Raw genomic sequence first — 25,789 nt, 5'->3', positions numbered from 1 at the left:
CCCTCGACAAATGTTATGGAGAACACACTTGAACGCTCTGACCATGGATAAAATTATCCGCTACAGCAAAGTCATACTGATGAGTTACTTCAGTTTTTTTGGCTTGCTGATGATGTTCAGCAATTTCACCGACTACGGTTCAAACTACGAATATGTCGCGCACGTCCTGAGCATGGACACGACCGAACACAACCCCAACCTGCGCTACCGCGCCATCACCTCGCCAACGCTGCACCACCGTATCTACTGGCTGATCATTACCCTGGAAGTCACTTTCAGCGCATTTTGCATGTTGGGTGTCTATCAATTACTCAAGAACATCAACGGCTCCAGCGAGGAATTTCATGAAGCCAAGAAGTTTTCGATCATTGGCCTTTTAATAGCTGTTTTCATCTACTACGTATGTTTTCAAGTTGTCGGCGTCGAATGGTTCGACATGGACACTTCAAACATCTGGAACGCCAAGGATTGGGCCCGACATATTGTCGACTTTATCTTGCCGCTGCTGATTTACATCGTGATAAAAGTCGAGCGCTGAACATCAGCGCTCGCACAGTGACAGGCTCAAGCCAACTTGCCCTGACGGGGCAAAGCCAGGGCACGAGGTTTGCGAAATACCAAGACGTTGCCAAGCATGACCAACACCAGGCCGAGCAGCGCCGGAGCCGTCCACTGGTAGCCTTCGGCAAACGCCGAAACGTTCAGCGCCACCACCGGGAACAACACTGTGCAATAGGCCGCGCGCTCCGGGCCCATGCGCCCGACCAGCGTCAGGTAGGCGGTGAAACCGATCACTGAACCCGGGATCACCAGATACAACAGCGCGCCGACGTAACGTGGCGACCAGTCCATGTCGAACGCAATGCCTTTGACCAGGCACCACACCGACAACATCGCCGCCCCGTAGGCCATGCCCCAGGCATTGGTGGTCAACGGTTTCAGACCGGCCTTCTGCTGCAGACTCGACAGCATGTTGCCCGCCGAGAAACACAGCGTGCCGCACAGGGCCAACGCCAGACCGAGCAAGGTCTGCGGACTGGCTTGATGGCCGGACAGTTCCGGCCAGAACAACATCCCCAGACCGAACAAACCGAGCGCGCCCCCCATCAGCACATTGTGCGCAATGCGCTGACCGAAGAACACCCGCGCATTGAGCGCGTTCCACAAGGTGGCGGTGGAAAACACCACCGCCACCAGACCGCTGGGAATCCACTGGCTGGCCGTCAGAAAGCACATGAAGTTGACGCAGAAAAGGCACAACCCCTGCGCCACGCAGATCAAATGACCACGGCGATTCATCGGTTGCAGGCGCCGGCTGAGCAGCAACAGCACGAACAGCACCAGCGCGGCGAGGCCGAAGCGATAGACGATCGACACCGGAATCGCCACCACCCCCAATTGCCATTTCAGGGCAATCCAGGTGGTGCCCCAGATCAGCACGGTCAGCAGATACAGCGAAAGGTTCATGGCGAGACTCCTGAGGACACCAGACCTCTGTGGCGAGCGAGCTTGCTCGCGCCGGGCTGCGCAGCAGCTCCGTTCATGAGTGCGGCGCACTCGGCGGGAGCAAGCTCCCTCGCCACAGGGTTGTGTTGTATGGAGATTCAGGGTGCGGCAGCAACGATCGGGGCGCTTGCAGATTCTTGCGCTTTTGTCGCCCGACAGGCTGGCAGCGCCAAGGCTACGGAGTAGGATGCAAGGCGTTGGAGAGAACCGCACATGGCCGCTATCGATACCCTGCAAGTCTTTCAAGCCCTCAACCGCTCGCCGAACGCACGCCTTGTGCACAGCGCCGAGCTCGGTGACGGCTTGTCTGCGGCTCTGTGGACCAACCACCACGACGCCCAGGAATACGAAGCGCCGAGCCACCACACGCTGTCCTGCTACATCGCCGGTGGCACCGGCACCTTTCGGCGCGGGCAGCCGGGGCACAAGGGTGGACCGGACAAACTGTGCATCCTGCCCGCCGATCACCAATCCGGCTGGGTGATCAACGGTGACATTCGCCTCGCTCACCTGTACTTCAGTGCCGAGCAATTTGCGTTGGGCTGCGTCACCTTGCTCGATCGCGAGCCGCGAGAAATGCAGTTGCGCGAGCAGACGTTTCTCGAAGATCCGCAACAGGCACAGCGCTTTCGGCAATTGCTCACGCTGAACTGGGACGAGCCGGCCGAACGTTTGCTGACCAGCAGCCTCGCTCACGAGTTGATCAGCCACACCCTGCTCAGCCAGGTCGGCGCCCGTCAGGGTGTGCGCCTCAAGGGCGGACTGGCGCCCCACCAGCGCCGGCAGTTGGTGGAGTTCATCGACAGTCAATTGGCCGAACCGATCAGCCTAGGGCAACTGGCCGGTCTGTGTGCGTTGTCGGAATACCACTTTGCGCGGATGTTTCGCGTGAGCTTCGGCTTGCCGCCGCATCAGTACGTGCTGGCGCGACGCATGAGCCGGGCGCGGGAGTTGCTGCGCGGGACGGCGTTGCCGCTGGGGGAAATTGCGCTGGCGTGCGGGTTTGCCAGTGCCAGTCATTTCACCAACCGGTTTCGCCAAGTGTTGGGTGGGACGCCGGGGGATTATCGGCAGGCGTTTTTGCGTTAGAGGCGAATTTTTCAGGTGTCTGTCAGGGCCTTATCGCTGGCAAGCCAGCTCCCACAATGTCTCCGCCCGTTCAAGACGTCTGTGTCCCGACCGAGAACCTGTGGGAGCTGGCTTGCCGGCGATGAACGATGACGCGGTCCCCGATCAGAACTCCAGCGTGCTGGAGAGCGAAATCTGCCGCGAATCACCCATCGACACAAAGAACCGGCTCGCCGCCGAGGTGTAGTACGTGCGGTCGAACAGGTTCTTCACGTTGAGCTGGAACTTGACCTTCTGCCCTTCGAGTCGGGTGTCGTAAGTGGCGAATGCATCGGCCACGGTGTAGCTCGGCAGGTCGAAATCATTCACCGCGTTGCCCGCGCGCTCGCCGACATACCGCGCCCCGGCACCGACCCGCAGTTGGTCGCCACCGATCACGCTGCCGAAGTCATACACCGCTGACAATGAGCCGCTGTTTTTCGCCACGTTCTGCAGGCGATTGCCTTTGTAGTCCGGGTCTTCGGTGACCTCGGCATCGGTGTAGGCATAGGCGCCGATCAGGCTCCAGCGATCGCTCAACTGGCCGGTCAGGTCCAGTTCCAGACCACGGGAACGCACCTCGCCCGCGGCGCTGTAGATCGTGGTCGGGCCTTCGGCGTTGGCCACCAGCACGTTACGTTTCTTGATGTCGAACAATGCAATGTTGCCGGTGATGCGCCCCGGCATATCCAGACGCGCCCCCAATTCCCACGACTTGGCTTCTTCCGGCGCAATACTGCCGTCGAGCACAGTGCTGCTGCCGCTGAGCGGGGCGATGGTCGAGTTGGGTTTGAACGATTCGGTGTAGCTGCCGTAGAACGACAACTCGTCGGTGTAGCGATACACCAGACCGGCGCGCGGTACGAACTTCTGCCCGTTGCTGTCGGTGTTGGCCTTGAACGGCACGCCTTTGCCGGCATACTGGTCGTACTCCTGGAAGCGCCCGCCGGCGACCAGAATCCACTGATCATTGAGATGGATCGAGTCCTGCAGGAACACCGAATCGCTGCGCAGCAGATCGGTCTGCGCGCTGTCCGCCGGGCTGACCGTGGTGCCTTCGACTTCACGGCCATACACCGGATTGACGTAGCTGAAGGTGCTCAGGCTTTTCTGGCGGATCAGGTCGGCGCGATAGATTTTGCGGTACTCGTCGTCGACGCCGAACACCAGGTCATGTTGCATGCCCAGCAGGTTGACCTTGCCCTCAAGGCTGGCGGTGGTGAAGCGGTCGGTGCTGATCGCGCCTTGCGTGCCGTCCATGCTGCGGGTCAGCGTGCCTTTTTTGGTATCGATGGCGGTCACGCGCACCTGGCTGGCGTCGTAGGTTTCGCGGTTCCAGCTGTAGCCGAAGTGGGCTTTCCAGTCGTCGTTGAGTTCGTGGTCGGCCTCGAAATGGTACAGATCCGAGCGGCCTTCCATGTCGTTGAACGGCTCGTCCAGACGCTCGTTGCGCGAGATGTCCAGCGGATGGTTGGTGCGCGGATCGATGACCGTGCCCCGGTCGAACGGGGTGAGAAACTCGCGGTGTTCATAGCCGAACGACAGCTGGGTACGCTCGCCGAACCAGGCCAGCGACGGCGCGATCAGCGTCTCGCGGTGGGTGCCGTAGTTGCGCCAGTAATCTTCGTCTTCATGGTCCAGCACCAACCGGTAGGCCAGCCCGGATTCACCCAGTGCCCCGGTGCTGTCGAAGGTGCCGCCGCTGCCATTCTTGCCGTCGCCGTAGCTCGAACCGCGCAGGGTCAGCGCGTTGTATTGGGTCAATTCCGGCTTTTTGCTGACCAGGTTGACCACCCCGCCCGGGTCCTGAATGCCGTAGAGCAACGAGGCCGGGCCCTTGAGCACTTCGACCCGATCGACTGTCGCGTTCATGCCACGGCCCTGCACGATCGGCATGCCGTCGCGCATGATCGAGCCGTTGCGGTTGTCGCCGAAACCGCGGGTCATCACCGAGTCCTGAGTGCTGCCCAAGGTGTTGCCCTGGGTGATGCCGCTGACGTTGGCCAGCGCATCGTCGAGATTGCGCGGGGTCTGATCGCGAATGACCTGGGCCGGAATCACGTTGACGGTCTGCGGAATCTCCTGCAGCGAAGCCGAGGAGCGCATCACCGAACTGGTCTGCGGCGGCTGGTAGCTCATCGACTCGTCGCGGGTCGAGGTGATGGTGGTGGCGCCGAGGTTAAGCGCACCGGCGGTGGGCTGCGGTTCCAGCGCCAGGGTGTGGCTGTCGGTGCGGCGGAAGGTCATGCCCGAACCGCTGAGCAGGCGTTGCAGCGCTTGTTCGGCGCTCATCTGGCCGCTGACGGCCGGGGCGTTGATGCCGTACGGCGCCTCATCGGTGTAGACCACGCTCTGCCCGGTGACGCGGCTGAAATCGCTCAGGGCCTGGGGCAGCGGTTTGGCGCTCAGGGAAAAATTGAACGGCTTCTGCGCGGGGCTGCTGACGGCTTCAGCGGCGAGTGCAACGCTCATCGGCAACAGCGCCAATGCGGAAAAACTCAATGCCGAAACGCCTAACCACTGTTTGACCGAACCCGATTTTGCCCTGGACTTCATTGCTCAATGACCTGTGTAGAACCGCAACGGATGCGAATGAATCGCAGTTTCAGTCACTACACGGATGGGGCTGTGGTTTACCTCACCACAATTTTGAAAATTTTTTTGGAGATCAAAAGATCGCAGCCTGCGGCAGCTCCTACAGGTTACGCGATCCCCTGTAGGAGCTGCCGCAGGCTGCGATCTTTTGACGTTGATTCAACGCAGAATAATCAGATGCCCCAACACCTGACGCTGCTCAAACCCCAGCACACCCTGCAAAGAACTCAACACCGCCTGCGGATCCTTGCTCGGAAAACTGCCGCTGACCTTGCGCGCAGCCAACTCATCGTTGAGCACAACAATCCGCCCTGGGTAATAGCGCCGCAAATCCTGCACCACATCGGCCAGCGACGCCTTGTAGTACGTCAGCCAGCCTTGCCGCCAGGCCAATTGTGCTTCGCTGTCCACGGCGTGCAGTTTTTCTGCGCGGCCTTGTCCGTAAGCCACTTGCTGGCCAGCCGTCAGAATCTGCTGTTGCGCATTGCGATCCGCCGTCACGCCAACGCGCCCCGACAGCACCGTGACCTGCGCGCCCCGCGGTTGCAGACGCACTTCGAACTGCGTACCGAGGACCCGCGCCTGGCCATTCTCGGCCTCGACCACAAAGGGATCACCGGTGTGCGTCACATTGAAAAAACCAGCGCCACGCCGCAACTGCACATGCCGCTCACCTCGACTGAAATCCACGGCAATAGCGCTGTCGGCGTCCAACGTGACTTGCGATTGGTCGGCCAAGGTCACCGTGCGGATTTCCCCCGGCGCCGAAACGTAATCGGCGCCCAGATCGTCGATCCAGCGCTGCGGCTGCCAGCCCGTGCCGAGGCTGAGCATCAGCAACAGACACGCGGCCATTGCCAGCGCGCCCGACCAGCGCAACAGCGGCGAGCGACGCGGACGCTCCATTGCATTGAGGTAGCCCTGCAACGCAAACGCGTCCTCATCGGCCAGGGCGCGCGCCGGACTTTCGCTCAACTCCCACACGACTTGCGCCTGGGCGTAGGCCTCGGCGTGGGCCGGGTCGGCGCGCAGCCACTGGCTGAACGTCAGTTGATCGCCAGTGCTCGGGCGGTCGTGCAACAGGCTCAGCCAGGCGAGTGCGGCCTGTTCCTGAGCGGGTGTAGGGATGATGCGGTCGGTGGCTTTCACGGTGCTTTCCCTGGCAGGCGTGGTGCGGGTTCGCGCAGGCTGGCCTTGCAGGCCTCGAGGGCGCGCATCATATGTTTTTCCACGGCACTTTGAGACAGGCCCATCGCCTTGGCGATGTCTGCATACTTGCGACCGTGAATGCGATTGAGCAAAAAAATCTGCCGGGTGCGCTCGGGCAAGGCGCGCAACGCCGCTTCGACATGGCGCAGGTCATTGCCCGCTTCGAGCGCGGCTTGCGGTTCGCTGCCGTGGCTGTCCGGCGCATCCGGTTGCCAGCCCTCGTTGACCCGCACCCGCGTGCCTTCGCTGCGCAAATGATCAATGGCGATGTTGCCGGCGCAACGCAACAGGTAGGTGCTGAGTTCTTCGACCTGCACCAGCGGCCTGCGCCAGAACCGCAGGAACAGGTCCTGCACCAGATCCGCTGCCGTGGCCCGGCAACCGACGCGCCGGTTGACCAGCGCTTCCATTTGCGAGCGCTGCGAGAGGAACACCTGAAGAAAATGCGCACGCGCGCCATGGGGCTCGTCGTCGCGGGACTCCGGCGGATGACCGATCAGCATCTCAGCACCGCGCCCAGGCGGCGACCGGACTGGCGAGCAGGCTCAACCCGGCCAGTGCGAGGGCCAGACGTGGCCGATAGGGCAGCAACAACACCAACGCCAAGGCGCTGAGCATGAGCACCGCGAACCAGTCGACCAGACCGAAACCCCAGCCGTTTGCCCCGACAGCTGACCAGAGCGATAAGCCGAGCAACAGCCACCCGGCGAGTTTCAGAACCCGTGCACGTCGGGCCGAGGGTTTGTTGCCGAGCAGCTCATCGTGGTGCCGTGGCATCGACAGACACAACGCGCTGAACCCGGCATAGCACAGCAACAACGCCAGCAACATCAGCTCACCTCCTGCTCAAGCGTGATCGGCCGCGGCTTTTCGCGGGGAGTTTTTTTCACGCTGACGGCGCTGCCGGCACGCTGCATTTTCCAGGCGGCCCAACCAAGGAACAGGCCTGCGCCCAGGCACGTCAGATCGAAACCCGCCAGCGTCCAGTCGCCTTGCGCCAGCGTTACGCCGAGACTCCATGGCGTGGCCAGATTGATCAGTGGCACCGCGATAAACAGCACGCCAGCCAGCCCCAGCTGTTCGACCCAGGCCGTTCGCCCCTTGCGCAGCAGCGCATGCACCACGCTCAAGGCCCAGGCGATAAAAAACGCATTCACTTCTTGATCGGCGCGCCCGGCCAGGTCCGCCGGCAACAGGCGATTGGCCAAAAAGAACACCGCCACCGCCGCTGTCAGCCCGGCCATGCTGGCGATGTTCAGCACCTCCACCACGCGCAATTCGAATGGGAGCACACCGCTTTTGGCATGTTTGAGCTGGCGCTTGCCGAGCCAGATCACCAGCCCGGTGCAGATCATCGCGGCACTCGCCAGACCGCAGATGAAGTACAGCCAACGCAGGATCGGGCCGGCGAAATGACCGATGTGCAGACCGTAGAAACCACTGACGATCGTCATCGGCAGCGGCTTGTCGGGCGTGGCGCCGAGCATCTGCCCGGTGACGCCGTTGAAGGTCAGGTTGCTGCCGTACTCATAGGCGATCCGGTCGGAACTCGCGCGCGACAGCTGCACCGTGGCATTGGCGTCGCCGGGGTTGATGACGCTGACCCGCGCCGTATGCCCCCCCGCCCACTGCTCGCTCGCCCGTACCAATAAGGGTGCCAGCGGTGGCAGCGAACTCGCTTGAGCGGCGCGTTGCGGAGTTGGCGTTTCGGGAAACATCTCTTGGTAAAACGCTTCGCGATCAGTGCCGTAGGACGCCAGAATGCTGGCCGGCATGACCATCGCCATGAAAATCACCAGGCTGCTGTAAGTGATCATCAGATGAAACGGCAGTACCAGCACGCCGACCGCATTATGCCCGTCGAGCCATGAACGCTGGCCTTTGCGCGGGCGAAAGGTGAAGAAGTCTTTGAAGATTTTCTTGTGGGTGATGATGCCAGTGATCAGCGCAATGAACATTACCATCGCGGCCGTCGTCGCCAGCCAGCGGCCCCACGGATACGGCATTTGCAGCTGGAAATGGAAGCGGTAGAAGAACTCGCCGCCCCGGCTGTCCCGGGCCTGTATTTCTGCACCGGTCTGCGCATCGAGCGTTTTTTGCGTGAAGCTTCCACGCTTGCCGGCTTCGGCCGGTGTGTTTTGCCAACGCACAGTCAACGCAGGATCACGGGCATTCGGCAAATCAATCAACCAACGCGAAGCAGCCGGCGCGTGCTGCTGCAGATAGCCTTGCGCCAGGCTCAGGCTGTTCGCTGAATCGATGGCGTGCACGGGAATTTCCGGCTGCATCCAGTGGCTGATTTCAGCCTTGAAATAGGCCAGCGTTCCGCTCAGGAAAATCGCAAACAGCAGCCAGCCAAACACCAGTCCCGTCCAGGTATGCAGCCAGGCCATCGACTGACGAAAGCCCTCTTTCATGCGTAGCCCAAGCCCCGCGCGGCGCCGAATACCGTCGCCAGAATCACGCTGGGCACCAGCAGACCGACCCACGCCGACCACGCCGTGCGACAGGCGAAGCACCAGAGCACCGCGACCAGATAAACCAGAAAGGAAATGGTCATGCCGGTCACCACCGCTTCGGCACGACTCAACGGTAGCCACAGCGTCAGGGCGACACTGGCCAGCGCCGCAACCAGATAGCCGCCGAACACCGCCGCCAGCACCCGCGAGGTGATGGCCAGACGATAGGACATGGGAAGTGAGGCGAGTTTGCCTTTCATGTTTCGACCCTGAAACGAAAAAACGTCCAGCCGATAAAGCCGAACCAACAGGCGAGCAATATTAATGATAAATATTCTCATACGCAAAAGCATCTGATTGCCGGGCAGCGCTACACACCCCTACAATGCGAACAGTTCTTGTTCTCTAACGCATCGATCATGCGCCCGGAGTAATACCCTTGTCGTCCGCCCATCCCGTCGAATCGCTTTACCACGACCACCACAGCTGGCTCACCGGCTGGTTGCGGCGCAGGCTCGGCTGCCCGGACAGCGCCGCGGATCTGGCGCAGGACACCTTCATCCGCGTGCTCAGCGCTCGTGAACAACCGGTGATCATCGAGCCGCGCGCCTTCCTGACCACCCTCGCCAAACGCGTGCTGTTCAATCATTACCGTCGCCAGGACCTGGAACGCGCCTATCTCGAGACCCTGGCGCAGATGCCGGAAATGCTTGCGCCATCGGAAGAAGACAAAGCGATCATCCTGCAAACCCTGATCGAACTGGATCAGTTGCTCGACGGCTTGCCGCGCCTGGTCAAACGCGCCTTTCTGCTGGCGCAGGTTGATGGCCTGACCTATCCGCAAATCGCCGCCGAACTGGGCATCTCCGTAGCCACAGTCAAACGTCATCTGCACAAAGCCGCCCTGCGCTGCTATTTCGCCCTATGAACCGCAACCCGGATTTCTCTGCGCAAGTGGCCGAGCAGGCCGTGCACTGGTTGATGGAAATGCAGCAAGGGTCGCTCTCCCCGCGCCAGCAACACGCCTGGCAGCAATGGCTGGACGCCCACAGCGAACACCGTCGGGCGTGGGAGCACATGCAGCGGGTCAACCAGCGCTTGCGCGGTGTATCTTCGCCATTGGCCCATGCCGCGTTGAACGGGCCGAAGTCCTCCAGCCGCCGTCAGGCGCTCAAATTGCTGCTGCTTCTCGGTGCCGGTTCCGCCGTCACCTGGGGCATGCGCGAGCACAATCCGCTGCCGACACTGCTCGCCGATTACCGCAGCCCGCTGGGTCAGCGCCGCAAGGTGGCGCTGGGTGCGGGCAGCCAGTTGCAGCTCAACACCGCCAGTGCAGCGGACGTGGACAGCACGCAACGACTGATCCGTCTGCTGGAAGGCGAGATCCTCCTGAGCACCACGCAAGCGTTCGAAGTGCGCACGGCGCAAGGCACTCTGCAAACCCGGGCGGCACGCCTCAACGTGAGGCAGTTCGCCGATCGCACGCAGGTGGCAGTGTTTGAGGGTCAAGTGGAGTTGAATGCCCAAGGGTGTGCGCCGATGTTATTGCCCATCGCCCGTCAGCTGAGCTTCAGCGCCACCTCGATCAGCGAAGCCAGGCCACTGGACGCCAACAGCGGCGCCTGGGCCGACGGCATGTTGATCGCCGCGCACATGCGCCTGGGCGACTTCCTTGAAGAGCTCGCACGCTACCGGCGCGGCCAGTTGCATTGCGATGCGAAAGTGGCCGATCTGCTGATCTCCGGGACTTATCCACTGGACGACAGCGAGCGGATTCTGGATCTGCTGCAAGTCAGTCTGCCGGTGAACGTGCGGCGGTTTACCCGCTATTGGGTCAGCGTCGAAGCGCGGGCTTAGAGGCAAAATCCAAAGATCGCAGCCTGCGGCAGCTCCTACAGGATGTACATCAAGCCAATGTAGGAGCTGCCGAAGGCTGCGATCTTTTGCTCTCGAAAATAAATGAGCCGTTTTTCAGATCTGGCGTGACAGAGAAGGAAAGCCCCCTTGATTCAACCTTCTCAGGATCACCCTTCATGCACCCCACCCGCCTCACGCCACTGGCCCGCCACCTGCGCAACCTCGTACTGGGCGCCAGCCTGAGCTTCAGCGCTCTGCCAGCCATGGCCGCCGAAACCAAGGTTTACCACATCGCCCCGGCGTCGCTGGAAAACGCCCTCAACCAGTTTGGTCGTGAAGCCGGCGTGCTGATCTCCTTCGGTTCGCAGATCACCAGCGGCGTGCAAAGCCGTGGCCTGGAAGGCAGCTACACCGCCGCCCAAGGTCTCGATGCATTGCTCGAGGGCACCGGCCTGCAAGCCCGCGCCGAAGGTAACAACGCGTTCAGCCTGCAACCGGTCGGCGACACCGCGCTGGAGCTGGACGCCTCGAAAGTCGTCGGTGACTGGCTCGGTGACGCGGCGCAGGTCAACGTGTTCGAGCATCCGGGCGCCCGCGACGTGATCCGCCGTGAAGACTTCGAACGCCAAGGCGCGACCCAGGCGCGCGATGTACTCAACCGCATCCCCGGGGTCAACGCGCCGGAAAACAACGGCACCGGCAGCCACGACATGGCGCTGAACTTTGGCATTCGCGGTCTTAACCCGCGCCTGGCGGCGCGCTCGACGGTACTGATGGACGGCATTCCCGTGCCGTTCGCCCCTTACGGCCAGCCACAGTTGTCGTTTGCGCCGATCAGCATGGGCAACATGGACGCGGTGGATGTGGTGCGTGGCGGCGGCGCGGTGCGTTACGGCCCGCAAAACGTCGGCGGTGTGGTCAACTTCGTGACCCGCGCCATCCCCGATGAGCCGACGGTCAAGGGTGGGTTCCAGACAGAAACCAGTCCGTCGTCGAGCCATGACGGCTTCAAGACCAGCGCCAATCTGCTGGCCGGCGGCACCCATGCCAACGGTCTGGGCGGCGCGTTGCTGTATTCCGGGACTCGCGGTGGCGACTGGCGTGAACACAGCGACAGCGAGATCGACGACCTGATTCTCAAGGGTAAATACCAGTTCGACGAGGCCAACAGCTTCAACGCCATGGCCCAGTATTACGAAGGCAAGGCCGACATGCCCGGTGGCCTGAGCGTCGCCGATTACGACGCCGATCCGTACCAGTCGACGCGCCTGAAAGACCAGTTCTGGGGTCGCCGCACAATGTTCAACTTCGGCTATCGCTATCAGGAAGATCGCCGCGAATTCACCGCCAACACCTTCTTCACCAAAACCTTGCGCAGCGGTTATCTGGATCAGGGCAGCTTTCTCTCGCTGTCGCCGCGCGAGTATTGGGTACGCGGTTTCGAAACGCGCTTCGCCCAAGGTTTTGATCTCGGCCCGACCAGCCATGAAGTCGGCGTCGGTTATCGCTACATCAACGAGGCTGGCCACGAGTTGCGCTATCGCACGCCGATCAGCAGCAACCAATACCCGACCACTAACAGCCGCAACGACCGCGACACCCGCGGTGGCACCGAAGCCAATGCGTTGTTCGTCGACGATCGCATCGACATCGGCAAATGGACCATCACCCCGGGCGTGCGCTACGAGATGATCGAGTCGCAGCAGACCAACAACCTGACCAACGTCAAATACCAAGGCGACTACAACACCGCGCTGCCGGCACTGAATGTGCTGTATCACCTGACTGACAGCTGGAATCTGTACGCCAACACCGAAGGCTCGTTCGGCAGCGTGCAGTACAGCCAGATGCCTAACCGCGTGAGCAGCGGCGAAGTGAAACCGGAGAAGGCTCGCACCTGGGAACTCGGCACCCGTTACGACAACGGTGCATTGCGCGCGGAGATCGGTGCATTTCTGATCAACTTCGACAACCAATACGAAAGCAACCAGACCAATGATTCAGTGATCGCCCGTGGCGAGACCCGTCATCAGGGCATTGAGACCAGCGTCAATTACGCACTGGATGACTTGAGCCCGGCACTGGCCGGTTTCGATGTGTACGCCACTTATGCCTATGTCGACGCGACCATCCGCGAAGACGGGCCGAACAAGGGCAACCGCGTGCCGTTCTCCTCAAAACACAAAGGCACGATTGGCGTCGGTTACATCGAAGGGCCGTGGAAGCTCAACGTTGACAGTAGCTTCCAGAGCGACCAGTTCGCCGACAACGCCAACACCTCCAAGGAGAGTGCTGACGGCAGCACCGGCAAAATCCCCGGCTACATGCTGTTCAGCAGCCGCGCCGGTTACGACTTCGGCCCGCAACTATCGGATCTGAACGTGGCAGTGGGGGTGAAGAACATCTTCAACACGCAGTATTTCACCCGCTCGTTTGATGACAACAACAAGGGCAAGTACGTGGGTGAACCGCGCACGGTGTATGTACAAACGTCTGTAGCTTTCTGAAAAACTGTGGCGAGGGAGCTTGCTCCCTCGCCACACTGCTCAGCAACACAAACAAAAACGGGCCTGCTTGCGCAGGCCCGTTCTCATGGGGTGGCTTGAAAAATCAGCGCATCAACTGTTGATCGCTGCCTGTTCGTTCTCCAGAAACTCTTCTTCCAGCAGTGCGTCGTTCGCCTTGCTGAATGGCACGATGGCAGCGCGCGGTTTACCCCGCAGTTTGCCAAACAGGTGCTCCAGCGCATGTTCCAGTTTTTCGGCTGCACCGTCGATCGCCTGTTCCAGCGAATCGGCTTTATGGGTGACGGAAATCGGTTGATGGCCTTTTGGCCGCGCTTCCAGTTGGCAGCGCAAGTCATGGGGACCTGGTTTGTCGCCGTTCTCGTCGCTCAGGTGGACTTCGACACGGGTCAGGTCTTCTTCATAACGGTCGAGCGTGCTCTCAATGGTTGTACGTACCCACTCCTCCAGTCGTTTACTGCTTTGAATATGGTTATCGCTGTTGACTTGGATTTGCATAGTTCATCCCTTATTTCAGCTAGCTCGCGAGAGGCCTTGAATTGAATTTCCTGACCCCTTGGTTACAACAATCGGCCCGACTGACGAACATTTCAACCCCTGAAAAAAGATAAATATTCATTCGCAAAAAAAGCCGGACAACCGAGCAAGTCACTGGTAAGGTCGGGAGTTGGGTTGCCTCGCAACCCTGCAAAATCTGCTCACAATTGCCCGTCGTTCAACGGATGTAAACTGCGGAAAATCCCCGCTTCCTCCACCAGCCAGTCATGCACCGCACGCACGCCCGGATGGCTCAATGCCCCCGGCGCATAGAGCAATACATAGCGCTTGTGGTTCGGCACCGACAGCCCGAACGGCACGATCAACGTCCCGCGCTCCAGTTCATCGTTGAGCAACGTGCGCCGGGCAATCGCCACGCCCATACCGGCGATCGCCGCTTCGATGGTCAGGTGATTGCGATTGAACGTGTGCCCCCGCCGTACGTCGGCGCCTTCAAAGCCAATCGCGTTCAGATAAAACTCCCATTCCGCGTATTCATAACTGCCGCGCCAGGCGGTGATGTCGTGCAACAACGGGAAATGCACCAGATCCGCCGGCCCATGCAGCGGCGGGCGCCCGCGCAACAGGCTCGGCGCACACACCGGAAAAATCTGCTCATCGAGCAAGGCTGTGGATAACAGCCCCGGATAGCTGCCGTCGTTCAGATCGATCGCCAAATCGAAGTCACCCTCGTGCAACGGCACGCTGCTGTCCTCGGCCACCAGCCGTAACTGGATGTCCGGATAGCGCTGTTGCAGGCGCGGCAGACGCGGAGTCAGCCATTTGCTCAGGAACGACGGAATCGAACGCACGCGCAAAATCCCGCTGATCATCCCGGCATCCAGACGACGCAATTCAGCATCGATGTTGCCGTAGGCCTCATTGACGGTGATGGCCAGCCGCTGGCCTTCCGCACTCAACTCGACACCCCGCGCCCGGCGATGAAACAGGCGAAAGCCCAGACGCTCTTCCAGTTGGCGAATCTGCTGACTGACCGCCCCCGGGGTGATGTGCAGCTCTTCCGCGCAACGGGTGAACGACAGGTGCCGCGCGGCACAGGAAAACACCTGCAGCCAGACGTAGGTCTGGGCGTGCAATTGACGACTCATCGTTTAGTCCTGCTAAAGGCTTTCTTAGGAAGTTTCGTTGGTCACGTAGGACCGAGGTAGGCAGTATCGCCGACATTGCGCTTGTCCTACAAAAAATGGCAGCGATTCCTACTCCATTGCTTGTAAGGGTTTAGCATGGCTATCAGTGTTTTTGATCTATTCAAAGTCGGCATCGGTCCGTCCAGTTCCCACACCGTCGGCCCGATGCGCGCTGCTGCGACCTTCGCCCAGGCGCTGATCGAGCACCGCCTGCTCAACGATGTGCGTCGGGTGGAAATCCGTTTATACGGCTCGTTGTCGGCCACCGGTGTCGGCCACGCCACCGACCGCGCCACGGTCATGGGCCTGATGGGCGAATGGCCGGACAGCATTGATCCCTCGACCATCGACCTACGCATCCAGCAACTGCGCGAAAGCGGCCTGTTGCTTCTGGCCGGTCAGAGAGAAATTTCCTTCAACTGGCAGCACGATCTCCTGCTGCTGGACGAAAGCCTGCCCTACCACCCCAACGCCATGTCGCTGACAGCCTTTGGCGAAAGCGCCGAGCTGTTCACGCAAACGTACTACTCGATTGGCGGCGGTTTCATCGTCGAAGCGGCGCAAGCCGAGTCCGGTGTGGCGCCGGCCGGCGACGTGGTGCTGCCGTACGATTTTTCCAGCGCCGCCGAATTGCTCAGCCTGTGCAAGCAGTACAACTTGCGCGTGTCGGAGCTGATGATGGCCAACGAACGGGCCTGGCGCAGTGACGCTGAAATCCGTAACGGTTTGCTGCACATCTGGTCGGTGATGCGCGAGTGCGTCGAACAGGGCCTGCGCCACGAAGGCATCCTGCCCGGTGGGCTGAACGTGCCGCGCCGGGCGGCGAAACTGCACCGCAGCCTGCTGGAAATCGGCAAGCCGAACGTGATCAGTTCAACGCTGTCGGCGATGGAGTGGGTCAACCTTTTCGCCCTCGCCGTTAACGAAGAGAACGCGGCCGGCGGGCGCATGGTGACCGCGCCGACCAATGGCGCGGCCGGGATCATTCCGGCGGTGCTGCACTACTACATGAAATTCAACCCGGACGCTTCTGACGATGACGTGGTCGCGTTCTTCATGGGCGCCGCCGCTGTCGGCATTTTGTGTAAGAAAAATGCTTCGATCTCCGGCGCTGAAGTCGGCTGCCAGGGCGAGGTCGGTTCGGCCTGCGCGATGGCCGCGGCGGGCCTCGCTGAAGTGCTGGGTGCGACTCCGGAACAACTGGAAAACGCCGCCGAAATCGGCCTGGAACACAACCTCGGCCTGACCTGCGACCCGGTCGGCGGCCTGGTGCAGGTGCCGTGCATCGAACGCAATGCCATCGCCGCCGTGAAGGCGATCAATGCCACACAAATGGCCCTGCGCGGCGACGGCAAACACTTCATTTCCCTCGACCGGGTGATCCGCACCATGCGCGACACCGGCGCCGACATGCACGACAAATACAAAGAGACTTCACGGGGAGGCCTGGCCGTGAGCTGGGTGGAGTGCTAACGCGCATTCCCTGACCGCCCCGGCAGGCCGCAACTTGCGGCCTGCCAACCGTGAGCCCGAGCAAAAATAATAACGAGGCAAAAACGATGACCGATGTACGTACACCTGCTGCCGAAAATCCCGCTGTAGATCGCACACGCAACACCGACGTTGCCCACAAGGGCTGGAGCAAATCCGACACCACCTGGATGCTCGGTCTGTACGGCACCGCGATTGGTGCCGGCACATTGTTTCTGCCGATCAATGCCGGCGTCGGCGGTTTCTGGCCGTTGCTGATTCTGGCGCTGCTGGCCTTCCCGATGACTTTCTTCGCCCACCGAGGCCTGACCCGCTTCGTGCTGTCCGGGCGTTCCGGCGACATCACCGAAGTCGTCGAAGAACACTTCGGTATCGGCGCCGGCAAGCTGATTACCCTGCTGTATTTCTTTGCGATTTTTCCGATCCTGCTGGTGTACAGCGTGGCGCTGACCAACACCCTGAGCAGTTTTCTCGAACACCAGTTGCACATCGCCCCGCCACCACGGGCAATCCTGTCGCTGGTGCTGATCCTCGGCCTGATGGCGATCGTGCGCTGCGGCCAGAACGTGATCGTCAAAGCCATGAGCGTGCTGGTTTACCCGTTCGTCGCCGCGCTGCTGTTACTCGGCCTCAGTCTGATTCCGAACTGGAATGGCGCGTTCTTCGCCAGCGCACAAGAGGCAATGCCGCTGTCGACATTCCTCAAGACCCTGTGGCTGGCGATCCCGGTGATGGTGTTCTCGTTCAACCACTCGCCGATCATCTCCGCCTTCGCGGTCGACCAGAAACAGCGTTACGGCGCCAGGGCGGAACGCAAGAGCAGCGGCATCCTCGCCATGGCCCACGGCATGATGGTGGTGACGGTGATGTTCTTCTGCTTCAGTTGCGTGCTGGCGCTGTCGCCGGCCGATCTTGCAGCAGCGAAGGCGCAGAACATTTCGATCCTGTCGTACCTGGCCAACCACTTCCAGACCCCGGTCATCGCCTACGCCGCGCCGCTGATCGCGCTGGTGGCGATCACCAAATCCTTCCTCGGCCACTACATCGGCGCCAGCGAAGGCTTTCAGGGCATGATCGTCAAGAGTTTGCGTGGCCATGGCAAGGTGATGTCGGCGAGCTGGCTGAACCGTGCGACCGCGCTGTTCATGATCCTCAGTTGCTGGGCCGTGGCCACCTTCAACCCGAGCATTCTGGGCATGATCGAAACCCTCGGCGGGCCGGTGATCGCCTGCCTGTTGTTCCTGATGCCGATGTACGCCATCCGCCGAGTGCCAGCCTTGCGCCAGTACTCGGGACAGGCCTCCAACGTGTTCGTGGTGCTGATCGGCCTGATTGCACTGTCGGCGATCATCTACTCGGTTCTGCCCTGAAACGGGCCATAAATGACAAAGGCGAGCCATGGGCTCGCCTTTTTTATGCCGTATCCATTGTCCAACAATTTTCCCGGCACAGCCCTTGCTATGACCTGTGCAGGAGCTGACGCAGGCTGCGATCTTTTGATCTTTGTGACCGAAATCAAAACACTGAAGATCAAAAGAACGCAGCCTGCGGCAGCTCCTACACGAAGCAACAACACAGGCCACGGAATCGCCGATGGTCCGGTATGGCGAACCAACCCGATCACGGCCGGTCAACAACTGCACGTTCAATCAGGCGGTGACGCATCATGGACAACCCTTTTCAGATCATTACCGATGCCTTCGCGCCGGACTATCAGATCAACCTGAGCATTCAAGGACTGGACGGCAGCATCATGCTGACCCTGTCCAACAGCGGCCGAATCGTCGCCAAACGGATGATCAGCGCCGAACAGCGCAACGACCCGTTACGGCTCAAGCGGCTGGTGCAAAGCATTCAATTCGGCATCGCCATCGAACAGGGCCACAGTGCCATGGCGATCCTCGAAGCGATGACCAGCGGCGACGGGTTGCCCCCGCCACCGCAGCAGAACAATGGCCAGCCTCGGCCGTCGATGGGCCTTTAAAGCTCACCCTTCTCGATCTCGGGGTGTTCACCGGAACCGGCGCCGAGTTTGCGTTGCGGTTTTTCGATCTTCACCGACGGGAATTGCGACGAGGCGTAGCGCACCACCAGAATCGAGAACGCCAGCAGCAGAATGCCGCCGCACAGGTAGATGATGCCCATGTCCGGCGGATTGTGGTGCGAGACGTTGGAGATCAGCAGGCGGGTCAGCGCAGTGATCGCCACGTAGATCAGAAAGCGCACCGGCATGTGGTTGGTCTTGAAATAAATCCCGACCATTGCGCCCAGTTCCAGATAGATGAACAGCAACAGAATGTCATCGATCTTGATGTGGCCTTCTTCGAGCATGCCGAGAAATTCCATCACCGCCGCCCACGCGGTCACCGCACCGATGGCGAACAGCGCCAGGTAGTGGAAGGTTTCGACAAACAGGTTGCCCAGGGACTCGGCCAGTTGATGCACGTTTTGCCGCAATTTCTCGGCCCAGTTGATTTTCACGATGATGTTCCTTAGCCCGATGCGAGCGGATGATGCCGGTTGGACGTGACGGTTTTCCGTATGCGCTGTGCGCCATGCAGAAACGAGGCCACGCATCATGGCGAGCCGGCATGAAACCTGCGCCGTGGCGTTTGGTCGCACCGTTGAACAGACACCGTCGACAAGAACGATTGTGACGATCCAACTAAAGTTTCTTGATAAGTTCGTTACGCTGAAAAGGCATTAGCTTATAAATGAAATATTTATTGACCGGGTCATTCTGTGAACTCGCGCACACCCTCCCCGGTAATTCACCAGTTAGTTATCCAATAAATTACTCGTGTAATTATTTCCAGAGCAGACCCATCAACGAAGCTTTAACGGCAGCAGCAATCTTGTTTTGGCAACCGAGTTTCTTCAGGCAATGGTTTATATGGAAGTTTACGGTCCTTTTGCTGATGCCGAGGATCACCGAAACATCGTCCGATGACTTTCCGTCAGCGGTCCATTGCAGAATTTCCTTTTCCCTTTGCGACAGTTCTATCGGTACCGGGATTACCGAATCGGCGCCGCGCATTTGCAGGCGCGTCAGGCCCAGATGGGTGATCTGGGCCAGCCATGAAAGCGCTGCCTGCTTGGTTTCGAGTTCTAGTGCGGTGATCGCTTCGCTGCCCCGGGCAAACGTCACCAGCCCTTGAGTTTCGCTGTTCAGCAGCGTCTGCCCCCAACCTTCGCAGATTCCATGAGCATGCGCTTCCTGCCAGAATTCGGGCGCCTGAGCCTTGAGTTCCGCGTCCCACAACACCGGTCTCACGCTGCGCATTGCGCGCATCACGTAAGGGTCGATGTCCAGGTAACGATTGGCGGAATAGGCAGCTTGCCAGGCCGGCGAATAGTTATTGGCGAGAAACAGGCAAGGTTTGGTGATGGGAAAAAGCCTGCGTGAACCATAGGCCACATAATCAAACTCCAACTGCCTGGCAACGGTCTTGATATTGTCGAACAACAACTCGACATCCGTTGCAGACATGGCGTTTTCCAACAGTTCAGCCTGCCGATACGACATAGAGATTCCTTTCCCACAGTTATTGCTGTCGGCCTCTTGCCAACATGCCTAGCATATTTCCAAATGTTTCCGCTAGCTGTCAAGGGTGACAGGTAGTCTGCGAGCGCAGTGTGCACTTTAATCGCCACCCAACCAATCACTAAACGGAATCTGTGATGGATTACTTGTCAGGACGTTATGACCAGTTGACGACAGTAAAGCGTCAACGCTTGGCTCAATATCGCTATCAGGTCTTTGTCGAACGCCTCGGCTGGCAATTATCAACACCGAACGATTTCGAGTTTGATCAGTTCGACCACAGCGGCACCCATTACATCGTTGCGCAAGAACAAGACGGCAACATCAAAGGTTGCGCACGCCTGTTGCCGACCACCCAGCCGTATTTGCTGAGTGAGGTGTTCACCGCGTTGCTCGGTGACCAGCCTGCACCGTGCGGTGATGACATCTGGGAGCTGTCGCGCTTCACCTCACTGGACCTCGATGCCGAGGGCGGCAAAAACGAACAAGTGATGTCCGACGAAAATACCGTCGGCCTGTTCATGGCCACGCTCGAGTACGCCCGAACCTGCGGTGTTTCACATCTGGTGTCGGTGTCCCCGATCGCCATCGGCCGCCTGCTCAAACGTGGCGGCATCGACTACAAATGGCTGGCACCGCCACAGGTCCTGGACAACCGAACCCTCGGCGCCTGCTACATCACGGTGCAGTAAAACTGTCCGACACGCGATAACAAAAAACACATCAACTGAAGCTGCTGACACGCGTCGAGCAGCCCCTTTCGGTGTGGGTCGATTTCACGCCATGGATAGCAACTGCCTTAAACCAACGTTCAACACAGAGGGATGATCATGATCGACATGCACAGGAAAGTTGCCAAAGACATCGTCCACAAGGGCCACGACGACGATGTGCTGATTTACGACGCTCACCACTTGCTGCCGGCCTGGTTGCCTGCCGCCATCGTGCAACGGGCGAACCTTGATCCGGTGGATCTGGAGATAATCAATCAGGCCTATCGGCTGGACAGCGAGCGCCTGGTGCTGCGCTCACTGCCAACCATCATCGACCTGCAGGCGCTCGAACAGGCGGGCCTGTCCGACTGTCTACCGGAGCTGCTGACGAATTACGAAAAGACCACCGACCACCTGATCCTCAGCGGCGTCTGGGTGCTGGAAAGCACCGAAGCCAAACTGGCTCGACTGCCCGGTTGCGACAACGGCCTGAGCCTCGATCAGCGCCGGCAGGTGCATGATGTCCTGAAAAACCTGGACGGCTGCCCGCAGCAGGGTCTGCTGTATTTCACCCTGTTCAACGACACCGCCAATTACTTTTTCTACCGCAAGCACCACGAGCATGTCCCGGGCCTGATGCTGATCGAAGCGGCACGCCAGGCCATGTACGCGCAGTTCTACGAGCACAGCGGTTACGCCCGCGGCGAGGTGTCGATTTCCATCGTTGATCTGCTGTCGAGTTTTCCCCGTTACACCGAGTCTTCGTTTCAGGTGGATGTGCTGGTCGGCGACTACGAAGGCATGGCGCAGCCACGGGCGCGCAAGGTCGACAAGCGTGCACGCTTCTTTCAGCGCGGCGAACTGGTGGCCGACATTCGCCTGCATGGCGAAGTGATCAAGATGCCGGTGTTCAAGCGCATGCGGAATATCAACATCGACCCGGCCTGCTGGTTCCGCCCGCTCAAGGGCATACGCCATGAAGTGCTGGTGCGCCTGGATTCCGGGCGTCACCTCTCCGCCCGTCTGGAGCTGCTGTCGATGGCCGGCCTGCAAGTGCAATGCGACAGCCCGCTCGACGCCTCCGAGCGCGGCCACGTTTACCTGTATCTGGAAAGCGAAGGGATGCTCAGTCTGCCGCTGCAATCGCTGCACGCCAGCGACGCGACAAAGGCCGGCACGCTCAAACTGCATCTGGCAGAGCTGGATTCGCCGTTGCGCTTCAAGTGGCGCGAAGTGCTCAAACAGTTCGCTTACTTCTCCCACGAAGAAACCGCTCCGGCCCCGGCGCCCGCTCTCGGACAACCGGTGTGGATGACCTTCGATCAGACCAGCGCAATGCCCGAACACAGGAAGGAAGCATGATGACGCGCTATCCCCACGTGCTGGAGCCGCTGCGGCTGGCCGGCGGGCTGGAGTTGCGCAATCGGCTGTTCTTCGCGTCGATGGGCGTGGACCTGGCCGATCACAGCGGGTGCGTGACACCCGCCATGATCGAGTTTTATCAGGGCATCATGGAGGGCGGCTGCTCCATGGCGTTTCTGTGCAACGCCACGGTCTCGCCGCAGTCACGCTTGCAGAGCACCGGGCTCGGCCTGTTCGAAGCACATCAGGGCGAATCGCTCAGGGCGATGTTCGCCATGGCCGAGCAGGTCAACACGCCAGTGGGTGTGCAACTGCAGCATTACGGCGGCCAGGGCACCACCACCCACACCGGGGTTGCCGTGTTGACCCCGAGCGGCGTGCCCTGCCCGCGCGTGTCGAAACTTGATCCGGATTATCGCGTGCGGATCATGGACGAAACCGACATCGCCCTGGTGATCGAGCAGTTCGCCCATTCCGCCTGGCTGGCCTGGACCAACGGCGCACGCCTGGTGCAGTTGCAGGCGTCCAACGGCTACCTGCTGAGCAGTTTTCTCTCGCCGCACACCAACAAGCGCACCGACCGCTATGGCGGCAGCGAAGAGAACCGCGCGCGGCTGTTGCTTGACGTGGTCAGGGCCATTCGCGAGCGCACCCAGGGCCAATTGATCGTCACCATTCGTCTGGGCATCGACGACCGTCTGGGCGCGGAAGGGCTGCAATATCCGGACATCAAGGAAACCGTGCAGGCACTCTGTCAGGCCGGCGTTGCCGCGCTGGAATGTTCGATGTGCATGGGCGCGACCTTCGGCCAGTTGATTGTGCATTCCGAGACCATGGACGCCTACCTGCAAGCCGGCGTGCGGGCGATCAAGTCCGTGGCGACAGTGCCGGTGGGTTACGCCGGTTTCATCGACGGTCTGGACAAGGCCGAGCAGTTGCTGGCCGACGGCGTATGCGATTGGGTGGGCATGTCGCGGGCGCTGTTTGCCGACAACGACCTGATTAACAAAACCCTGCAGGGCCGCTCCGCCGATATCCACAAATGCCGGTGGGACAGCCAGTGCTTCAGCGACAAGAGCAATCCGCGACTGGATCGGGTGTATTGCTGCGTGAACCCGAAATATTTACGCCCCGCGTTGGCATAAGGAGATGCGACATATGTACGATTTTCTGGGAAAAGTATGCCTGGTCACCGGCGGCACCAGCGGCATTGGCGAGACCGTCAGCGAACGCCTGATCAAGGCCGGCGCCGAGGTGATCGTGTTCGGCCGGGACGAGGAAAAAGGCGCGGCGCTGGCCGATCGGCTGGGTGAACACTGCCGCTTCATCGCCTGCGATGTCGGGGATCCGGCGCAGGTCGAGCAGGCGTTCGCGAGCATTCGTTCGGCCTACGGCCGCCTCGATTGCGCGTTCAACAATGCCGGCGTGACCGCCAAGTACGGAGCGCTCGCGCAATCGTGCCCGGATGACTGGATGAAGGTGATGAACATCAACGTCAACGGCACCTATCACTGCATGCGTCATGAACTGCAACTGATGCTCACCCGCGGCACCGGGGCCATCGTCAATACCTCGTCCTGCGCCGGCGTGGTACCGATTGGCGGCCAGGTGGCCTATGTCGCCAGCAAGCAGGCGATCAACGGCATGACCCAAGTGGCGTCGATCGAAAATGCGCGGCTGGAAGACGGTGGCTGCATTCGCGTCAATGCGGTCGCCCCGGGACCGATCCTCGGCGGCATGAACAGCGAGGCACGCCTGAAAGCCGCACCGGAAAACACCCAGCGCAAAATCAACGTGACGTCGATGAAACGCTTCGGCACGGCGGACGAAGTGGCCAACGCGGTGCTCTGGCTGCTCAGCGATCAATCCGCTTACGTCACGGGTGTGATCATGCCCATCGATGGGGGGTACGCCAGCGGCAAGTTCTGAAATCAAACAAACCAACGACCCGCCGCGTGCGGGTCGTTTTGTTTGAGGGGCGTAAATCAGGAAAATCGCCGAATCCGGTCTACATTGAAAAGCCACTACCCAAAGCGCAGGGATTCGCTTATCCTTTCGCTGTATATAAATACAGTAGTCGCTAAGACAACTAAATGTGAAGGCATGTGAGGTGGTGAATGGCCGTCGAAGTGGTATACCGCAGCAGCCGAGATCTGGAGCGCTTGTTCATGGATAAAGCCGAAGCTGACCGTCATGACAAAATGCTCGAACTGGCCGAGATGCTGTCCGAAGTGTTGCAAAAAGCCGTGCCGTCGCTGAACGAGCAACAGGTTGAAGAAGTCGGGATCTACATGGCGAAGAACCGCGATGTGTTCGCCAAGGCGTTCAAGAGCCAGCCTGATGCGCTGTCGGAGCTGATCAATGCACCGGCAGACGTCGTTGAAAAAGCTGAAACGGCCGAGCCGGAAGAGGCTCCCGTGAAGCCGGTCAAAGCGGCGAAAGCTGCCAAATAACAACGTTTGAATCGAAAAGATCGCAGCCTGCGGCAGCTCCTACAGGGAATACGCATTCCATATGTAGGAGCTGCCGCAGGCTGCGATCTTTTGCTTTCAGCGATACAGGACTTTCTCCGCCAACTCATCCGCCACCCGCGCCGGCGAGCGTTTCTCGGCCTGCGCATGGGCAAACACCTCGGTCAGCCTCGAGCTGATCTTCGACAGGTGCGCAGTAATCGTCCCAAGCTCTTCGCCGCGATGCTTGAGCGAAACATAAATCAACCCGCCCGCGTTGATCACGTAATCCGGCGCATACAGAATCCCCCGACGCTCCAGTTGATCGGCCACATCCAGATGCGTCAGCTGATTGTTCGCCGATCCCGCCACCGCCGAGCAACGCAGTTGCGTCACTGTGTGGCTGTTGAGTACCCCGCCGAGGCCGCACGGCGCAAGGATGTCGCACGGTGTGCTGAGCAACGCATCGTTGGCGATCGGATGCGCGTTGAGCTGTTCCATCGCCAGTTGCACCTTGCCGTGATCGATATCGCTGACCAGCAACTCCGCGCCCGCCGCGTGCAACTGCTCGGCCAGTGCATAACCAACGTTGCCCAGACCTTGAATCGCCACGCGCAGGCCCTCGAGGTTGTCGCTGCCCAGCCGCGCCATGGCGGTGGCGCGAATGCCGGTGAACACCCCCATCGCCGCGTGCGGTGCCGGGTCACCGGCCGAGGTGGTGCTGGTGACATGCCGGGTCTGCTGGGCGATGCAATCCATGTCCGCCACCGACGTGCCGCTGTCGATGGCGGTGATGTAGCGACCGTCGAGCTGCTCGATGCAGCGCCCGAAAGCCTCGAACAGCGCACCGCGGTTTTCCACATGCGCCGGGCGTACGATCACTGCCACCCCGCCGCCCTGGGCCAGTCCGGCCAGCGCCGCTTTGTAGCTCATGCCCTGCGCGAGGCGAATGGCGTCCTCGACTGCGGATTCGTCGTTGGGATAGGCAAGATAACGGCAACCGCCCAGGGCAGGCCCGAGGCGACTGTTATGAATGGCAATGACCGCCTTCAACCCGGTGACCGGGTCAACGCTGAGGTGCAGCGATTCCAGGCGAGTGCTTTGCATGAGAGCGAACATCGGCAGGCTCCCGAATCACTTCTGGTAGTCGCCAGTATAGGCTTGCGCCCAAAAATTGCTGAAGCGCACCGGAATAAGCGTCGGCGCCAACGGCGACTTTGCGGCATAACCTGGCCGGTACTGGACGAATGGCACGGACGGGGCTAAAACGAGGCATGCCCCGGAGA

The 25,789-nt window shown here is 60.4% G+C and carries 24 protein-coding genes and 1 pseudogene; 13 read left to right on the top strand and 12 right to left on the bottom strand.

The features are described 5' to 3' along the window. Positions 1-28 precede the first annotated feature (28 nt). The gene (locus AC193Q_RS24950) at positions 29-538 is read left to right on the top strand and encodes a DUF2165 family protein (protein ID WP_131671477.1); all 510 of its coding nucleotides are present in this window, start codon (positions 29-31) and stop codon (positions 536-538) included. A 26-nt stretch (positions 539-564) separates the two neighbouring features. On the opposite strand, the gene AC193Q_RS24945 is transcribed toward AC193Q_RS24950, so the two are convergent. Continuing rightward, on the bottom strand, positions 565-1,467 hold the full coding sequence (locus tag AC193Q_RS24945) for a DMT family transporter (protein ID WP_483878931.1): 903 nt from the start codon (positions 1,465-1,467) through the stop codon (positions 565-567). 252 nt (positions 1,468-1,719) lie between these two features. Here AC193Q_RS24945 and AC193Q_RS24940 point away from each other — a divergent pair, with 252 nt between their 5' ends. After that, a complete protein-coding gene (locus AC193Q_RS24940; RefSeq protein WP_483878930.1) occupies positions 1,720-2,595 on the top strand; it encodes an AraC family transcriptional regulator in 876 nt (291 codons plus the stop codon). A gap of 144 nt (positions 2,596-2,739) precedes the next feature. On the opposite strand, the gene AC193Q_RS24935 is transcribed toward AC193Q_RS24940, so the two are convergent. The 6 genes from AC193Q_RS24935 to AC193Q_RS24910 all read right to left on the bottom strand — a co-directional run bounded on the left by AC193Q_RS24935 (position 2,740) and on the right by AC193Q_RS24910 (position 9,136). Beyond that, positions 2,740-5,169: a TonB-dependent siderophore receptor gene (locus AC193Q_RS24935; RefSeq protein ID WP_483878929.1), complete on the bottom strand. Its 2,430-nt coding sequence runs from the start codon at positions 5,167-5,169 to the stop codon at positions 2,740-2,742. A gap of 198 nt (positions 5,170-5,367) precedes the next feature. Continuing rightward, on the bottom strand, positions 5,368-6,357 hold the full coding sequence (locus AC193Q_RS24930; RefSeq protein ID WP_483878928.1) for a FecR family protein: 990 nt from the start codon (positions 6,355-6,357) through the stop codon (positions 5,368-5,370). Further along, the gene (locus tag AC193Q_RS24925; protein WP_003221797.1) at positions 6,354-6,920 is read right to left on the bottom strand and encodes an RNA polymerase sigma factor; all 567 of its coding nucleotides are present in this window, start codon (positions 6,918-6,920) and stop codon (positions 6,354-6,356) included. The genes AC193Q_RS24930 and AC193Q_RS24925 overlap by 4 nt, the downstream gene beginning before the upstream one ends. A gap of 1 nt (position 6,921) precedes the next feature. Further along, positions 6,922-7,248: a DUF3325 domain-containing protein gene (locus AC193Q_RS24920; RefSeq protein ID WP_047291824.1), complete on the bottom strand. Its 327-nt coding sequence runs from the start codon at positions 7,246-7,248 to the stop codon at positions 6,922-6,924. Beyond that, a complete protein-coding gene (locus AC193Q_RS24915; RefSeq protein ID WP_483878927.1) occupies positions 7,248-8,834 on the bottom strand; it encodes a PepSY-associated TM helix domain-containing protein in 1,587 nt (528 codons plus the stop codon). Before AC193Q_RS24915 ends, AC193Q_RS24920 begins: the two co-directional genes overlap by 1 nt. After that, entirely contained in the window at positions 8,831-9,136 is a 306-nt protein-coding gene (locus AC193Q_RS24910; RefSeq protein ID WP_483878926.1) for a DUF3649 domain-containing protein, read from the bottom strand. The genes AC193Q_RS24915 and AC193Q_RS24910 overlap by 4 nt, the downstream gene beginning before the upstream one ends. A 179-nt stretch (positions 9,137-9,315) precedes the next feature. Between AC193Q_RS24910 and AC193Q_RS24905 the strand changes: the two genes are divergently transcribed. The 3 genes from AC193Q_RS24905 (at position 9,316) to fecA (ending at position 13,240) form a co-directional block, all read left to right on the top strand. Beyond that, positions 9,316-9,804, top strand: a complete 489-nt coding sequence (locus AC193Q_RS24905) for a sigma-70 family RNA polymerase sigma factor (RefSeq protein WP_121183765.1) — start codon at positions 9,316-9,318, stop codon at positions 9,802-9,804. Beyond that, on the top strand, positions 9,801-10,733 hold the full coding sequence (locus tag AC193Q_RS24900) for a FecR domain-containing protein (RefSeq protein ID WP_483878925.1): 933 nt from the start codon (positions 9,801-9,803) through the stop codon (positions 10,731-10,733). Before AC193Q_RS24905 ends, AC193Q_RS24900 begins: the two co-directional genes overlap by 4 nt. 176 nt (positions 10,734-10,909) lie before the next feature. Continuing rightward, the gene (gene fecA / locus AC193Q_RS24895; RefSeq protein WP_483878924.1) at positions 10,910-13,240 is read left to right on the top strand and encodes a TonB-dependent Fe(3+) dicitrate receptor FecA; all 2,331 of its coding nucleotides are present in this window, start codon (positions 10,910-10,912) and stop codon (positions 13,238-13,240) included. A gap of 111 nt (positions 13,241-13,351) precedes the next feature. Here the strand turns inward: fecA and AC193Q_RS24890 are convergent, their stop codons facing one another. Together AC193Q_RS24890 and AC193Q_RS24885 are read right to left on the bottom strand one after the other, a co-directional pair. Further along, positions 13,352-13,756 carry an HPF/RaiA family ribosome-associated protein gene (locus AC193Q_RS24890; RefSeq protein WP_007968091.1) on the bottom strand — a complete coding sequence of 135 codons (405 nt, stop codon included), beginning with the start codon at positions 13,754-13,756 and terminating at the stop codon, positions 13,352-13,354. A gap of 200 nt (positions 13,757-13,956) precedes the next feature. Then, on the bottom strand, positions 13,957-14,904 hold the full coding sequence (locus AC193Q_RS24885) for a LysR substrate-binding domain-containing protein (protein ID WP_047291811.1): 948 nt from the start codon (positions 14,902-14,904) through the stop codon (positions 13,957-13,959). Between the two features lie 135 nt (positions 14,905-15,039). On the opposite strand from AC193Q_RS24885, the gene AC193Q_RS24880 reads away from it, so the two are divergent. The 3 genes from AC193Q_RS24880 to AC193Q_RS24870 all read left to right on the top strand — a co-directional run bounded on the left by AC193Q_RS24880 (position 15,040) and on the right by AC193Q_RS24870 (position 18,418). Next, positions 15,040-16,416 carry an L-serine ammonia-lyase gene (locus tag AC193Q_RS24880; protein WP_483878923.1) on the top strand — a complete coding sequence of 459 codons (1,377 nt, stop codon included), beginning with the start codon at positions 15,040-15,042 and terminating at the stop codon, positions 16,414-16,416. An 86-nt stretch (positions 16,417-16,502) separates the two neighbouring features. Beyond that, positions 16,503-17,804 (top strand): HAAAP family serine/threonine permease, encoded by a 1,302-nt coding sequence (locus AC193Q_RS24875; protein ID WP_483878922.1) that lies wholly within the window; start codon positions 16,503-16,505, stop codon positions 17,802-17,804. 296 nt (positions 17,805-18,100) lie between these two features. After that, the gene (locus AC193Q_RS24870; protein WP_047291805.1) at positions 18,101-18,418 is read left to right on the top strand and encodes a DUF3509 domain-containing protein; all 318 of its coding nucleotides are present in this window, start codon (positions 18,101-18,103) and stop codon (positions 18,416-18,418) included. On the opposite strand, the gene AC193Q_RS24865 is transcribed toward AC193Q_RS24870, so the two are convergent. Both AC193Q_RS24865 and AC193Q_RS24860 read right to left on the bottom strand, forming a co-directional pair. Beyond that, positions 18,415-18,915 (bottom strand): phosphate-starvation-inducible protein PsiE, encoded by a 501-nt coding sequence (locus AC193Q_RS24865; protein WP_003221775.1) that lies wholly within the window; start codon positions 18,913-18,915, stop codon positions 18,415-18,417. The genes AC193Q_RS24870 and AC193Q_RS24865 overlap by 4 nt on opposite strands. 325 nt (positions 18,916-19,240) lie before the next feature. Further along, the gene (locus AC193Q_RS24860) at positions 19,241-19,960 is read right to left on the bottom strand and encodes an autoinducer binding domain-containing protein (RefSeq protein ID WP_483878921.1); all 720 of its coding nucleotides are present in this window, start codon (positions 19,958-19,960) and stop codon (positions 19,241-19,243) included. A gap of 155 nt (positions 19,961-20,115) precedes the next feature. Between AC193Q_RS24860 and AC193Q_RS24855 the strand changes: the two genes are divergently transcribed. The 5 genes and pseudogenes from AC193Q_RS24855 to AC193Q_RS24835 form a co-directional block, all read left to right on the top strand. Next, positions 20,116-20,670, top strand: a complete 555-nt coding sequence (locus AC193Q_RS24855) for an acyl-homoserine-lactone synthase (protein ID WP_483878920.1) — start codon at positions 20,116-20,118, stop codon at positions 20,668-20,670. Positions 20,671-20,808: 138 nt separating this feature from the next. Further along, the gene (locus AC193Q_RS24850; RefSeq protein ID WP_483878919.1) at positions 20,809-22,053 is read left to right on the top strand and encodes an AfsA-related hotdog domain-containing protein; all 1,245 of its coding nucleotides are present in this window, start codon (positions 20,809-20,811) and stop codon (positions 22,051-22,053) included. Continuing rightward, a complete protein-coding gene (locus AC193Q_RS24845) occupies positions 22,050-23,198 on the top strand; it encodes an oxidoreductase (RefSeq protein WP_222016484.1) in 1,149 nt (382 codons plus the stop codon). The genes AC193Q_RS24850 and AC193Q_RS24845 overlap by 4 nt, the downstream gene beginning before the upstream one ends. A 13-nt stretch (positions 23,199-23,211) precedes the next feature. Beyond that, positions 23,212-23,982: an SDR family NAD(P)-dependent oxidoreductase gene (locus AC193Q_RS24840; RefSeq protein ID WP_483878918.1), complete on the top strand. Its 771-nt coding sequence runs from the start codon at positions 23,212-23,214 to the stop codon at positions 23,980-23,982. 188 nt (positions 23,983-24,170) lie between these two features. Next, a pseudogene (locus AC193Q_RS24835) lies at positions 24,171-24,425 on the top strand (YebG family protein); the annotation flags it as partial. A gap of 177 nt (positions 24,426-24,602) precedes the next feature. Here the strand turns inward: AC193Q_RS24835 and AC193Q_RS24830 are convergent. Next, positions 24,603-25,622 (bottom strand): Glu/Leu/Phe/Val dehydrogenase family protein, encoded by a 1,020-nt coding sequence (locus tag AC193Q_RS24830; protein ID WP_239778758.1) that lies wholly within the window; start codon positions 25,620-25,622, stop codon positions 24,603-24,605. Positions 25,623-25,789: the final 167 nt, after the last annotated feature.

It is taken from the genome of Pseudomonas sp. F2, assembly GCF_057174385.1.
The sequence above is the reverse complement of the archived record's forward strand: the minus strand, read 5'-3'. Positions and strand labels throughout refer to the sequence as shown.